Source organism: Larkinella bovis (assembly GCF_042655385.1).
Classification (GTDB): Bacteria; Bacteroidota; Bacteroidia; order Cytophagales; family Spirosomataceae; genus Larkinella; species Larkinella bovis.
Window position 1 is genome coordinate 1 of the sequence record NZ_JBHSMA010000007.1, and the last position, 13,582, is coordinate 13,582.

General features: G+C 49.4%; 10 protein-coding genes and 1 tRNA gene. 5 read left to right on the top strand and 6 right to left on the bottom strand.

Annotation, left to right across the window (positions count from 1 at the left end):
* Nucleotides 1–574 precede the first annotated feature (574 nt).
* Nucleotides 575–1,771 carry an IS256 family transposase gene (locus ACFPMF_RS19455; RefSeq protein WP_379848403.1) on the bottom strand — a complete coding sequence of 399 codons (1,197 nt, stop codon included), beginning with the start codon at nt 1,769–1,771 and terminating at the stop codon, nt 575–577.
* Nucleotides 1,772–2,638: 867 nt separating this feature from the next.
* On the bottom strand, nt 2,639–3,010 hold the full coding sequence (locus tag ACFPMF_RS19460) for a hypothetical protein (protein ID WP_379848404.1): 372 nt from the start codon (nt 3,008–3,010) through the stop codon (nt 2,639–2,641).
* A 264-nt stretch (nt 3,011–3,274) separates the two neighbouring features.
* On the opposite strand from ACFPMF_RS19460, the gene ACFPMF_RS19465 reads away from it, so the two are divergent.
* Nucleotides 3,275–3,559: a tyrosine-type recombinase/integrase gene (locus tag ACFPMF_RS19465; protein ID WP_379848610.1), complete on the top strand. Its 285-nt coding sequence runs from the start codon at nt 3,275–3,277 to the stop codon at nt 3,557–3,559.
* Nucleotides 3,560–3,593: 34 nt separating this feature from the next.
* Here the strand turns inward: ACFPMF_RS19465 and ACFPMF_RS19470 are convergent.
* Together ACFPMF_RS19470 and ACFPMF_RS19475 are read right to left on the bottom strand one after the other, a co-directional pair.
* Nucleotides 3,594–3,665, bottom strand: a tRNA-Arg gene (locus ACFPMF_RS19470).
* A 138-nt stretch (nt 3,666–3,803) separates the two neighbouring features.
* The gene (locus ACFPMF_RS19475) at nt 3,804–4,478 is read right to left on the bottom strand and encodes an NUDIX hydrolase (RefSeq protein WP_379848405.1); all 675 of its coding nucleotides are present in this window, start codon (nt 4,476–4,478) and stop codon (nt 3,804–3,806) included.
* A gap of 239 nt (nt 4,479–4,717) precedes the next feature.
* Here ACFPMF_RS19475 and ACFPMF_RS19480 point away from each other — a divergent pair, with 239 nt between their 5' ends.
* From ACFPMF_RS19480 to ACFPMF_RS19495, 4 genes are all read left to right on the top strand, one after another.
* A complete protein-coding gene (locus ACFPMF_RS19480; RefSeq protein ID WP_379848406.1) occupies nt 4,718–5,443 on the top strand; it encodes a proteasome-type protease in 726 nt (241 codons plus the stop codon).
* 36 nt (nt 5,444–5,479) lie between these two features.
* The gene (locus tag ACFPMF_RS19485) at nt 5,480–6,322 is read left to right on the top strand and encodes a transglutaminase family protein (protein ID WP_379848407.1); all 843 of its coding nucleotides are present in this window, start codon (nt 5,480–5,482) and stop codon (nt 6,320–6,322) included.
* A 159-nt stretch (nt 6,323–6,481) separates the two neighbouring features.
* Complete coding sequence (gene glmM / locus ACFPMF_RS19490; protein WP_379848408.1) at nt 6,482–7,891, top strand: phosphoglucosamine mutase; 1,410 nt, start codon at nt 6,482–6,484, stop codon at nt 7,889–7,891.
* A gap of 184 nt (nt 7,892–8,075) precedes the next feature.
* Nucleotides 8,076–9,245 carry a cysteine desulfurase family protein gene (locus ACFPMF_RS19495; protein WP_379848409.1) on the top strand — a complete coding sequence of 390 codons (1,170 nt, stop codon included), beginning with the start codon at nt 8,076–8,078 and terminating at the stop codon, nt 9,243–9,245.
* 79 nt (nt 9,246–9,324) lie between these two features.
* On the opposite strand, the gene ACFPMF_RS19500 is transcribed toward ACFPMF_RS19495, so the two are convergent.
* Nucleotides 9,325–10,494, bottom strand: a complete 1,170-nt coding sequence (locus ACFPMF_RS19500; protein WP_379848410.1) for a hypothetical protein — start codon at nt 10,492–10,494, stop codon at nt 9,325–9,327.
* Nucleotides 10,495–10,499: 5 nt separating this feature from the next.
* A complete protein-coding gene (locus ACFPMF_RS19505; RefSeq protein ID WP_379848411.1) occupies nt 10,500–12,713 on the bottom strand; it encodes a hypothetical protein in 2,214 nt (737 codons plus the stop codon).
* Between the last annotated feature and the right edge of the window lie 869 nt (nt 12,714–13,582).

The window sequence follows — 13,582 nt, forward strand, 5'->3', positions numbered from 1 at the left end:
CATTTTCCTGCTGTTTGAGGATTTTGACAATTTGAGATTCGGTGAATCGCGTCTTTTTCATAGGAATCAGTTTAAAATTAGCATTTTTCTCTAATTCTAAACTGTCCGAATTTTAGGGACACTTACAAATGGTTACGGCGTAGGGGAGAAGAATATAGAAATATAAGTATAGATAAATACTATTTATATGCACAAGCGATTATAAGACAATTGAATGGCTTCTTGCAAAGAATTTTTGGAATAAATTTCTTTGTTTAGCCCTATAAAAATACGGTTACCTTGTATTATGTGAATAAGGGGAGCTAGTTGGTAACTTAGAGAGGCCAGTTATAATGAAATAGTTGATCGAATAAACCGACAAAGGTTTGGCGGAAATGTAAGGGGTAACCAGTAAGGGAAAGATGAGGAATAGGCAAAAACGTCCGAAGCAATTGCTTCGGACGGGACCGATTGGGAGTGCTCGCTGAACTGTGTCAGCAGGATTTTACTCGAAGCGGTGGAATTGAATACGCTCCTCAAAGATAAGGGACTATCGCATTAACCGTGTAAACTTTTCAATCGGGGTTGGCGAGGCTTAAAGCCTAACCCTATCTTCAAAAATAGTTAAAAACTGATTTAGAATCATACCCCAGTTGCGGATGGGCATCGTCCACTTCTTGGAGGCTTCTCGTAGAGCCAGATAAACAGACTTTAATACGGCTTCATCATTGGGAAAGGACAGTTTGTTTTTGGTGTATTTTCTGATTTTTCCATTCAGGTTTTCGATTAGATTCGTCGTGTAAATGATCTGCCGGATCTCCAATGGAAAGTCGAAAAACACGGTTAGTTCATCCCAATTTTGCCGCCAGCTTTTAATGGCATACGAATACTTGCCGGCCCACTTCAATTCGAGATTTTCCAACGCGGCCAGGGCAGCCTGTCGGGTCGGAGCTGCGTAAATGTCCTTCATATCACGGCTAAACTCCTTTTTGTCCTTCCAGACCACATATCGGCAACTGTTACGTATTTGATGGACAACACAGATCTGCGTGGCCGATTCAGGGAACACCGACCGGATCGTTTGAGTGAAGCCGTTGAGGTTGTCGGTAGCCGTGATCAGGATGTCTTGCAATCCGCGGGCCTTCATGTCTGTCAACACGCTCAACCAGTAGGCCGCAGACTCGCTTTTTCCAAGCCACATGCCCAGAATTTCCTTATAACCATCCCGTTTAAGACCAACGGCGATATAAACCGTCTTGTTGATCACCTTGCTGTTTTCCCGCACTTTGAAAATGATGCCGTCCATCCAGACAATGAGATAAACGGGCTCTAATGGCCGGTTCTGCCAACTGACAATGTCTTCAGCTATCCGGGAAGTGATCCGACTGATGGTAGAAGCCGATACCTCAAAATTGTAAACGTCCTTAATCTGGTCTTCGATGTCAGAAACGCTCATGCCTTTGGCATACAAGGAGACAATTACCTCTTCGATGCCATCAACCATGTTCTCCCGCTTGGGAACAATCAGCGGATTAAAGCTGGCATCCCGATCACGCGGCACACTGATTTCCGACTCGCCGTAACGGGTTCTGATCTTCTTCTTTCCATAGCCGTTCCGCGAATTGCTGTGGGCTGTCTGCGCGTACCGATCGTAGCCTAAATGCCCATCCAACTCCCCTTCCAGCATCTTTTCGATGCCACGCTTCTGCAACTGGCCAAGAAAGTCATTAAGTGCGTCGCGGCTCTTGAACTGCTTCAAAAATTCATCAGTCAACAAATCCTCTGGTCTCATAAACTGGGTTTGGTTAAAAATAAAAAATCGGGACTACAAACCCCGATTCTTCGTTTACACAGTTTTTGAGATAGTGTCCAGGGTAAGGACTAAACTAATAACGTCTGTAATTAAAGTCATACCTTTCACAAGTCGCTAAGAAGAAACTCTGTATTGACTAGTCTTCCCAAATTTATCTATTGATTGGAAAGCGTTTTTAATCCGATCAAAAATCGAATAGCCCATTACCCGCTCTACTGTATTATTTTTTCGCCGGTAATAAATAACCAAATCATCGGGCACCCACACAATACTCATTGTATCCTGCCGCGTAGCTCTTCCAGCCTTGATCAAGATGCACAAATATCTCCTGGCCGCTTTTTCGGTGTGAGTATAGAAAAGTGATGTAATGCCGCCCTTATGATAAACTACCAAATAATTTCTCATAATACATATAACATTAAGCTCCGTATAAAAAAGGTGAGTTGACTAACCTAAGAGCCGACTCACCCAGAATGAAAAGTAGAACAGAGAACCTTACAAAGGTCCGCCTAAATGATTTTCTTTGAAAGGAATGTACTTTATCATTTTGTTACCCTTTTTCCTACTAAAAAAGTTGGTAGTCCTAAACTTGTAATGATAGATTGTAATGCATCACCACAAAGCAAATGGAGTTAATGTGTCGATCGAGCTTTTTAGAAAAAGACAAACTCAAACGCGACCCCCACTGCCGAAGCGTACAGAAAAACCGTTCGATATGATTTGTATGCTTTTTCTGTTTACTAAATCGGTACTGTTCAACTGGAATAATCTGCTTATAGGCATCCCAGTCTTCGGTGTAAAACGTAGTCTTTTGGTAATAACGCTTCGGTAATGCACGTCACAAACCTAAGGCCCCAGCGCGCTCCGATCACCAATAGAAAGAGCGAGTACTTGACGAGTTGCCCGATCCAGAGCAACCCACACCCACTGCTTATTGGCCTTGTAGAGAACGAAGTTCCACAGTTCTTCCGGCTCACAATCCCGACCATACAACTCGATCACAGTTGGTTGACTAATGCGACAGGCTAAATCAGTCGGTATTTCCGCATACAATTCATCCATATAAGCATATAATTGATGAGCCTTGATTTCCATGACACGGCAGATGCCCCCCAGCGAAATCCGTTCCGCTAACAGTAATTCGATTCGACTTTTTGGTCCATTGACAAAGGCGCTCGTTGGCAAACAGAGACAAATTGGCGACCACATTGTTTGCATTTGCGTCGGGCTTTGCCGTAATAAATAAGTATGGCCATTGTTCACTAAGTTTATCGAGCCGTAGTCGGCACAGGTGTGTTGAAGAAATATAACCGGTAATCTTAATTTGGCGACCCAAACTTACCCCGGCTGTGGCTAATTGTTCAGTATCATTACTTTTTTAGGACTACCCTCAATACAATAAGTACGGCGGGCGGTAAGCTACCCCTCATTAGTAGCCAGAAGTATAATGAGGTCATTAAGGATTTTGCCAAATGTACAGGCCTGACCCGAAAATTCGTCAAGGTCGTTTACCAAAAAAATCAGCGGTTCGATGAAGAATACGAACTCTGGGAAAAACTTTCGTCTCACTCTGGCCGTCACACCTTCTCCATGTTGATGCTCGACCTGAAAGTCGATATTACGGAATTGGCCGATTTAATGGGCCACGGATCAATCGCCACCACGATGATCTACCGCACCATTCGAGGGGAGGACAAGATCTGGGTGGTCAATAACGCATGGAAGAATTTACCGGGATTTGACCCCAACCTTGACCCCAAAAAGTAAAAAAGCCCTCTACATTGCTGTAGAAGGCTTTTCGTGAACCCGAAGGGATTCGAACCCCTATCTTCAGAACCGGAATCTGAAATTCTATCCATTGAACTACGGGTCCATTGGCGAGCGTAATGCCCGTTTCGGGTTGCAAATATAGTGATTGTTCATTCTTTTTCACAAACCCAATTTTTCTTTTTTCACTTTTCTTTGCCCTTCCCGGGCCTTTTCCATCCCACCCTATCCGGTTTCCCCTCATTCACAGCAACTTCATGGTTTCAAAATCACCGACCGCTTTCAGGTATAAAAAATGAATCAGCAGCCCATTGATGTTCGTAATGAGTTTGTGCGCTTCCGGCAACGTCATGACGGCGGTGGTGATTCGCTCGAATTCCGAGGCCACCCCCATGTCCCTGTGGTGAAACTCCATGATCTGCGCCCGGGACATCACCCGCTCAAGGTAGTAATAATGCATCGCTTCGTCGCTGGTACCGGTGCTCGGGTAACAAAGTCCCGCCATCAGGCGGGTTAATTCTTCCGGCCGGACCTCCAGCCCAATTTCTTCGCCCACCTCCCGGGCGGCCACGTCCGCCGGATCATCGGCGGCATCGACCATGCCGGCCGGGTGTTCGTAGGTATGGGAACCGTCGCAGATGCGCCGTTGTCGCACCAGCACCGCGTATTTTTCTTTCGTTTCCTGGTCGATCAGGCACACCAGCACCGAAACGGCATGGCCTTTCAGAAAGAGCGCGGGCGGAATTTTGTCGCCCTCCGGCGTATCCGCATCGACCTCCAGCATGGCAAACAACACTTCTCCATTGTGGCGTCGGCGGATGTAATATTCATCGACTTTATGAATGATCAGGCCGTTCGTTTCGGCCTGCTGTTTCCAGAATTGGTACTTGGGAGCATCGGCAAGCGATTCTTTTTTCATACGGATTTCGTTGGCGGTTGTCATCCCGGCTGACCTCCTCAAAACCGGGTTTCTATGGAGCTGCAAGTAACAAACCTTTTTAGAATATCGCTTCATGTAGCCCGACAGAACGTCGGTCGTTTCCGGACGCGCCCTCCGGCCAGAATCAGGAGTTTTTGTAAAAACTGGTGCAAATCGGAAGTCAAATTTCGGAAACGTGTATATTTGCCATTCGCCATAGCTTGTAGTTGACTGACTCAATGACGTATTGTTTAGGTATCAAAGTAGCCGCCGGCCTAGTTGCCATTGCCGACACCCGACTTACTTCCGGCTCCGAAGTTTCGACCAATCGCAAGATTTCGGTACATGAACTGGAAAATCATTCGCTGTTCATTATGACCTCCGGTTTGCGCTCCGTGCGCGACAAAGCCATTACCTATTTCCGGGAAGTCATCGGGGAGAAAGACCGTTCGTTCAATAAGTTATACAAAGCCGTCAACGCGTTTGGGGAGCAGGTCCGGCGGGTAGCCAAGGAAGACAAAGCGACTCTCGAAGCGTCCGCATTGCACTTTAACCTCAACGCCATTGTGGGCGGGCAACTGGAAGATGACGAAGAGCATAAGCTGTTTCTGCTGTATCCGGAAGGCAATTGGGTGGAAGTCGATCAGGGGTCACCCTTTAAAATTATCGGCAATTCGGGTTACGGAAAACCGCTGCTGTACCGGAGCCTGACGTACGAATCGTCCCTGCAGGAAGCACTGAAAATGGGCTTTCTGGCATTTGACGCCACCCGGGTCAGTGCCAACGACGTCGATTACCCGCTCGATGTGATCGTCTACGCCAAAAATAGTTTTCACCTCATTGAACACCGGCTGCTGAAAGAAGACATGGAAGGAGTCTCGAATCAATGGAGTGCGTTACTAAATAATTCCGTTCGGAAACTACCAACGGGCTGGATGGATCCCATTTTCGATAAAATCGTTTAAAAACGACAACTAGCGTACTAAACTCTCCGCGCGGTAATGAAACTTCGGGTCAGGCATGAACTCCGGTATGCGTATTCGGCAGCGGTTTCACTGGAACCGCATACCCTGTATTTGTATCCCAGAATTTACCCGCATCAACGGTTACTCGACTACCAGCTTTTCATCGATCCGGTGCCAGGCAACCTGGTGATGAACGTCGATGTTGAAGGCAATGTGCAGCAGGTGATTTATATCAATAACCAGACGGATTCGCTGGTCGTCCGGGCCGAGATGGAAGTGGAATCGGACTTGTACAATGCCTATGATTTTGTCTTATTTCCCTTTGAAACCCAGCGAATCCCCTTCAACTACTCCGAAGCGGACCGGAAATTGCTGGAACCGTATCTCGAACGCTCGGCGGTCACGACCCTGATCGAACAATACGCCCGGCAGATGGCCGCGGAGGCCAAATGGAAAACCGTGCCGTTCCTGTCGCACCTCTGCACGACGATCCGCAATAATTTTGTGTACGAAAACCGCGCTGTCGGACCGGCCACCTCACCGGAAGTAACCCTGATCTCGCGGAAAGGTTCGTGCCGGGATTATGCGGTTCTGTACATTGCCGCCTGCCGGAGCATTGGGCTGGCCGCCCGGTTTGTCAGTGGGTATCTGTACGGCAACCCCCAGCAGGAGCACGAACTGCATGCCTGGGCGGAGGTGTATTTGCCCGGTGCCGGCTGGCGGGGTTTCGACCCAACGGAGGGCTCGGTGGTCATCAACCACCACGTGTCACTGGCGGCTTCGTTTTACCACGATCGGCTGCCCCCGCTGGCGGGCATCTTCCGTGGGGCCGCACGCTCAACAATGCAGGCATCAATTTCGATAAGCGGTACGGAATAACCCGGGGATAGAAAAAAGAAGCTATATTTGCTTTCGCTGGATGGTCGAATGCCTGGAAAATTCAATGGTCGATGGTTAAAGCTGCTCCCCGTTAACCTGACAAACCATTCTAGCCATTACAACCATTCAACCGTTCAGTCTTTAATCATTACGTAAAACGTGGCATTAATCAAGTCGATTTCCGGCATACGCGGAACAATTGGAGGGCGAAGTGGCGAAGGGCTGACGCCCTTAGATGTAGTGAAATTTGCAGCTGCTTACGGGCAATGGCTTCGGCAACAGCAGCCCAATAACCGGACAGTCGTCATCGGACGGGATGGCCGGTTGTCGGGCGAGATGGTTTCAAAACTGGTGGCCGCGACGCTACAGGGCCTCGGCCTCAACGTTGTCGATCTGGGACTATCCACCACGCCTACCGTCGAGATGGCGGTAACGGGCGAAAAGGCCGCCGGGGGTATTATCCTGACGGCCAGCCACAACCCCATTCAGTGGAACGCCCTTAAACTGCTGAACGAAAAAGGGGAGTTCATTTCCGAGAAAGACGGTTCTGACATTCTGCAAATTGCCGAATCGGAAGCCATCGATTTTGCCGAGGTCCGGAAACTGGGGAGTTATCGAACAGACGACACCTGGCTTCAGCGACACATTGACGCCATTCTGGCGCTGCCGCTGGTCGATAAGGAAGCCGTAGCAGCCCGCAAATTCAGACTGGTGGTCGATGCCGTCAACTCGACCGGCGGCATTGTGGTGCCGATGTTACTCGAAGCGCTGGGCGTCGAAACGATTCAGCGGCTGCATTGTGAACCTACCGGGAATTTCGCCCACAACCCCGAGCCGCTGCCCGAGAACCTGCGCGACATTATTCACGAAATCGAAAAGAACGAATACGATCTCGGCATCGTCGTCGATCCGGATGTGGACCGGCTGGCGCTCATCTGCGAAGACGGTTCGCCGTTTGGCGAAGAATACACGCTCGTGGCCGTGGCCGATTACGTTCTGAAAAACCGGGATAAAAGCCTGAAACCGGGCAATACGGTTTCGAACCTGTCATCTACCGTGGCCCTGCGCGATGTGACGCAGAAATATGGCGGCCAACACTCGGCTTCGGCGGTGGGTGAGGTTAATGTGGTGGAGATGATGAAGGAAGTCGATGCGGCCATCGGGGGCGAAGGCAACGGCGGCATTATTTACCCGGATCTGCACCTGGGCCGGGATGCCCTCGTTGGTATTGCCCTCTTCCTGACACACCTGGCCAGGTTTGGCAAATCGGCTTCGATCCTGCGCCGGACCTATCCGAATTATTACATTTCCAAAAACAAAATTGAGTTGACGCCCGACATCAATGTCGATGCGGTTTTGGACCGGATTAAAGCCAAATACGCCAAAAACCCCATCAATACCATCGACGGTGTCAAGATCGAATTCGAAAAGGAGTGGGTTCACCTGCGCAAATCGAACACCGAACCGATCATCCGGATTTATTCCGAATCCGACACGCTGTCGACCGCCGATTATCTGGCCAATAAAATTATTTCGGATATCAAGGAAGTCATCGCCGATAAACGCTAAGCGTTCACTCTTGAAAAACCGGGCGTGCCGTTTTGAACCAAACTCCGGAGGCAACTTCTGATCATTCAGGAGAACTTGCTTCCGGAGTTTGTCTGTTTACCACTTACCTGCTGGTAACATGGAGCCGCTGCCAAGGTGGCGTTCCTGCTAATTTTGTACCTTTGCGGCTCTTACACGACATCACATGCGCGCTTACTTTGACAATGCGGCCACCACCCGGCTCGATCCGGAAGTGCTGGAGGCCATGCTTCCCCTGATGACCGACGACTTCGGCAATCCTTCTTCCATCCATTCGCACGGCCGGAAAGTTCGGACGGCCATCGAGCGGGCCCGCAAAACCGTTGCCACCTTGCTGAAAACGTCGCCCGCCGAGATCTTTTTTACATCCGGCGGCACCGAAGCCGACAATACCGCCATCCGTAGTTCCATCGAAACCTACGGACTGACGCACGCCATCACCTCCCCGCTCGAACACCATGCCGTATTGCACACGCTGGAACACCTTGCCAAACAGGGGCTTATCAAACTAAGTCTGGTGGAAGTCGATGAAAAAGGCCGCCTGGATCTGGCGCATCTGGAAGATTTGTTACGGAATAACCCGGCTACGCTGGTGTCACTCATGCACGGCAACAACGAAATTGGCAACCTCCTCGACCTGGAAACGGTCGGAAATCTGTGCCGGGAATACAAGGCGGTTTTCCATTCCGATACGGTGCAGACGATGGGGCACTATCGCCATGATTTACAACAGCTTCCGGTCGATTTCATCGTCGGAGCCGCTCATAAGTTCCACGGGCCTAAAGGCGTCGGCTTTCTGTACGTCAACGCCCACACGAAATCCGGGCGCGGACCCATTCAGCCGTTTGTTCACGGCGGTTCGCAGGAACGCAACATGCGGGGTGGAACCGAGAATGTGTACGGAATTATCGGCCTGGCCAAAGCCCTGGAGATTGCCTACGCGGAGATGGAGAGTCACCGCCACCACATCGAAGGGCTGAAAAACCGGATGATCACGCAGTTGCGCGAACGACTGGATGGCGTTTCGTTCAACGGCCTCTCCGACGACCTGACGGCCAGCCTGTATACGGTGCTGAACATCAGCCTGCCCGCATCCGACCTCAGCGATATGCTGTTGTTCAACCTCGACATTGCCGGTATTTCGGCCTCCGGAGGCAGTGCCTGCACCAGCGGTTCCAACATTGGTTCGCACGTTTTGTCGGCCCTGCCCGGCAACGACCCGGAACGGGGGGCCATCCGGTTTTCCTTCAGCAAATACAATACCGCCGAAGAAGTCGATTATGCCGTCGATACGCTGGTCGGCCTGTTTAAACGCGAGCAGGAAGGCGTGAATTAACAGACATCGAAAGTACCCCGCTCATCTGCCATTCGCCCCATAGGGCCGGGTTATGCCGCCAGCTGGCGGCATAACCTTTTTATAATAACTGACTGCCCTGAATGACGGAAAAACCGCTCGTCTGAATCCCCAGTGACGGGTCAGATTTGCAGTCTTTCGCAAAATCATGAATGGCGTTCAGGAACGGTTTATCATCGCCAAACCAGTCGAACCAGAAACCCGGCTTTTCCAGAAACCGTTTTAACACAAAACGCAGCATATACCGCAGGGGCTGATCGCCATAACGGGGATCGTATTTCGAGGAAACACTGCGTTTCATGAACTGGGGCGAATACACGTCCTGCTTGTCCATGTAAGCATAAACGATGCTGCCTAAGGTTTCAACCGGCGTCACCACAACGGCGACATTATCCTTCAGGTTTTCGCTCGCCAGTAACTGAAGCAGGTTGTCATAACCGGCTTTTATCCGGTCCAATAACAGACTCGCCGATTCCGGATCTTTCATCCATTTTTCGCATTTAACCGGTGCCAGAATAACCAGTTTTTTATCCTTTAACTCCTTGTAGGCTTCCTGAAAAAGGCTGTGAATATTGGCGGTTCCATTTTTCTTTTTTTCCAGCTGGTTCCGCTCTTTATGGAAAGACCACGGAAAGGACGTATTGCCTTCCACCATCAAGGCAGGGGTATCAATGGTGATCAGCGTAACGGCACATTCGCGAATCCGATGGATAACTTCCTGGGCGTTATCCAGAATCTGCTCTCCGGGATAATCCCGAAGAACCAGCTGCATTTTCGGCTTTTTATTTTTCTGCCCCAGATTAAAACGGTAGCCGATATCGGAATGCCCACTGTTATCCAGCTGACCCCGGTTCCGTTTACCACTTTGCCGTAGGCTCAACAAATCGCCAACATCAACGATGCTGCTCTTTTTAAAGGCACTTTTAGCCTTCTTGCTTTCGATGCCAAAATTAAATTCATACCGGGGTTTGGGCACGACTTTTTCTTCCGAAATGGTGGTAGGTGACACCACATCTGCGTTATTCAGTGGCATTTGAGTAAGACTGTCAAACGCGGTTCGCAACTGCGAAACCTGTCGACTCAGCAGCAGGTCGGCCTCTCCTACCGGCTTAATTTCGAGGCTACTGCCCTCTCCAATAACCTGCGACAACTGACTATAAATTGAAGAAAGTAAACTAGTCTTTCCAGCCCGTGCCGAGCCCAGAACCGTAATGTTAAATTCTGCATTCATAATCGTTAATTTTCGAATGTTAAAATGGATTTGTTTATCGTACCCAACCGTTCCGTTATCTCGATCCACTGCCACCGTAAACCATTATTAACAGACAGCTCCTGGAACGTTTCCGGCCACACTTTGGCACGATTTTCAATGTAAAAGGACTGCCACTCATCAATGGCATTCTCAGACCGCAATACCTTGTCTACAAACTGCTCGATCGTGGCAAAAATGGCGTGATTAATCTCGATCGGCCAATGCACCAGTTCGCCCTTCAGGTTCTCCAGCACGATTTTGTGCATCGCCGTCAGCAAGTCGTAAATTTCTTTCGCCGACGGTTTGACACTTAACTCCACCATGCCGGTATCCGGCGACAGATAATCCAGGTGCCGCCGAAGTCGGTAATAGAAAAAGCTCTGGTACGAAAGCTGAAAGTCAATCAGCATTTCAAAAGCCGGATGCAAAGCCGGGTACTGTTCCCCCAGGAGCTTGATCACATCCTTAAAAAAGGCCGTTCCGGTCGCCGAACTCAGGTTGCCCAGCCGCCCCTGCAATTCATTTTTCAGGACCTCGGCGAGCTGGATTTTAACCGATTCAACCGACTTGCCCAGCCCTTCTTCCAGGCTCTCGAAATGATGGGTGAGGTGCGTCCGGTTGTAATTGAGGTAATATTCACAGGCCGATTTATAGCCTCCAAGCAAGTTTCGGGTATCCTCAATTTCTTCCAGAGTCGGAATACCGGAGTCCGTATAGGCGTTTTCCTGCGCCTTCACGACATATTCCTGAAAACCCGCATCGGGAATTTCGCGCTTGTCCCGCAGGTCTTTCGTGAGTTGCTCAAATCCGCTGTATACCTTCTTGACCACATCCTTAAACAGGCGGTTGAAGCTGTTGAAGCTAAAGGGCGTGGACTCCGAAACGACCCCAAGCGCATCTTTTGCCTTCTGGGCCTCCGCCCTGATCTGTCCGTGGAGACCCCGCAGGCGGTTATACAACGAATTGATATACAGCTGGTCAATTTTTTCGATATGCTGCGTCAGGTAATCCAGCACCTCCTGCAGAAGAATTGCATTGACCTCCTCGCCATCCGAGCAGTCAGCAATGACTTCACCGGCAAACTTCATTTGCTCCGATTTTTCGCGGATTAGTCGTTCGCAGTTCCGGACATTGTCTTCATTCGGCGATGACGAGCGCACCCGGTTCATCACCAGAAACGACCAGAGTTCCAGGTCCAGTTCGGGTAGCATACTCCGCAAGGTATCGTACAGGTCCACTTCCTGCGGTTTCCAGACCTCCCCCAAACCCGACGGTTTTTTGACAAACAGAATGATATCGACATCATTGTTTAGCGTATTGACCAGCCAGTTTTCGGCCACAATACCGGTATCGCCCAGACCCGGAATATCCACGAACGCCAGATCGCCGACATTATCGTGGGGAAACGTACAGACCACCCGTGCTTCCCGCACCGCCAGGTAGTTGTAAAAGATCCGTTTTCCGGTCGTATCCTCCTGCGCCACATACTCCCGCACGTTATCGATCGGCACATACCGGGGGGATACTCTGGACAGTAACGGTTTATAATCCGCCAGGTGGTTTTTGTATAATTCCAGTTGAGCGTATTTAATTTTGGCACTCAGGCTTTGCTGTTTTTCTACCGGAAGCGGTGGCAAAGGCTGGTGTTCGAACTCCTCGAGCGTGGCCGGTTGCGGCACCGCTTCCAGCAATTCGGTGTAATACGGAGCGATGACCTCCTTCACAAACTCCTGCTTTGTATAAAACTGAATTTCCCCGTGCGGTTCGACCATCGGGCTGTGAAGAATGGTACTCCGGGTCCCCGTGCAGTGCCCGAACGGCCCCGCCGGAATGGCACTATCGTCTAAACCGGAAAGACTGCGCAGAAGCTGGCTTTTTCCCTGCCGGGCCAGGCCAACGGCTCCAATGTTGAGCGTTTTCCGGGCGAACCGGGAATAATACCGGGTTACATTTTTCTCTTCCTCCTCAATACTCTCCCGAAGCCCCTGCAAATCAATTGTGGACAGTCTATAGCGAATGGTTTCATTATCCGTTGCCTTATAAATCTCCGTGCGCCTTTCATCCATTACCTGAATTGCCGCCTTCAACGAATTGATTACCTGTCTGATATTATTCAGTTTTTTTGCAATAAACTGACGCTTGGCAATAATAGCACTTACTCGCTGCTCCCGCTTTTCCTGGATTAAAGTAGAGGTCATTAAAAGTATAAGTTTGGGTTCAATAAACGCGTTTTTTCAAAAGCAGGGATAAAACAAAAAACTGAAAACCAGAAAATTAAGTATAAACCTTCAAGTAAGGAGCTGCGTAAAAAGCACCTAATCTGAGTATTTAAACGACATTAGTTACTGATTCTGCCGGGAAAGTTACTTAAGAAATTCTAACCAACAAATGCCGTCATGTATATTTTTTATCGATCCTTCGGGTCAGTAGTGACAAAAAACATTTGTCTGACAATTCACAGTGCCGTTATTTCTTTCCTTACATCTTAACGCCCAAAACATGTTGCCATTCGAGCTTAAGCTGTTGCAGGGGCCTCCAGATCGGCTGGCCGTCAAACGCTTCTACCGGGAGTCGCAGGCAACCTGACGAATCGATCAGAAAAGCCGATAATACTTCATAACCGTCCTGGACGTATAAATTTAATATTTCCAAAACCGCACAGATGGAAGGCTGCGTTAACCGAAGCTGGAGATAACCTGCTACTGGATGCAAAACGGTAGCAAAAATGGTTGGGTCCATAAATCTGAAATCTTTAAATACGCGTTCCTACTCCCTGGCAATCTGCCGGGCCAATCCAGCGTTTTTCCCAAAAAACCGCTTATTGCTTGTGCTGTTTCCGAAAAATGACCCAAAACCATCCCAGACATCCGAAAGCCCGAAAAGTGCGCCCGGACCCGCATTTTCGAACACCGGCCGGAGACAAATCTGGCCGGTTTATTAAGGCACAATACTGCTAACGATACGCCTTATACGTCAATAGGGATACAGCTTTTTTTCAGGAAAAACAGGGGCATGAAGGCCGAGTCGACTCTTCATGCACTTTCGTACACGGAAACCGCAGCCTTCT

Coding starts and splice junctions, on each gene's coding strand:
- ACFPMF_RS19455 (WP_379848403.1), bottom strand. CDS start 1,771: ATGAGACCAGAGGATTTGTTGACTGATGAATTTTTGAAGCAGTTCAAG.
- ACFPMF_RS19460 (WP_379848404.1), bottom strand. CDS start 3,010: ATGCAAACAATGTGGTCGCCAATTTGTCTCTGTTTGCCAACGAGCGCC.
- ACFPMF_RS19475 (WP_379848405.1), bottom strand. CDS start 4,478: ATGAAAAAAGAATCGCTTGCCGATGCTCCCAAGTACCAATTCTGGAAA.
- ACFPMF_RS19480 (WP_379848406.1), top strand. CDS start 4,718: ATGACGTATTGTTTAGGTATCAAAGTAGCCGCCGGCCTAGTTGCCATT.
- ACFPMF_RS19485 (WP_379848407.1), top strand. CDS start 5,480: ATGAAACTTCGGGTCAGGCATGAACTCCGGTATGCGTATTCGGCAGCG.
- ACFPMF_RS19495 (WP_379848409.1), top strand. CDS start 8,076: ATGCGCGCTTACTTTGACAATGCGGCCACCACCCGGCTCGATCCGGAA.
- ACFPMF_RS19500 (WP_379848410.1), bottom strand. CDS start 10,494: ATGAATGCAGAATTTAACATTACGGTTCTGGGCTCGGCACGGGCTGGA.
- ACFPMF_RS19505 (WP_379848411.1), bottom strand. CDS start 12,713: ATGACCTCTACTTTAATCCAGGAAAAGCGGGAGCAGCGAGTAAGTGCT.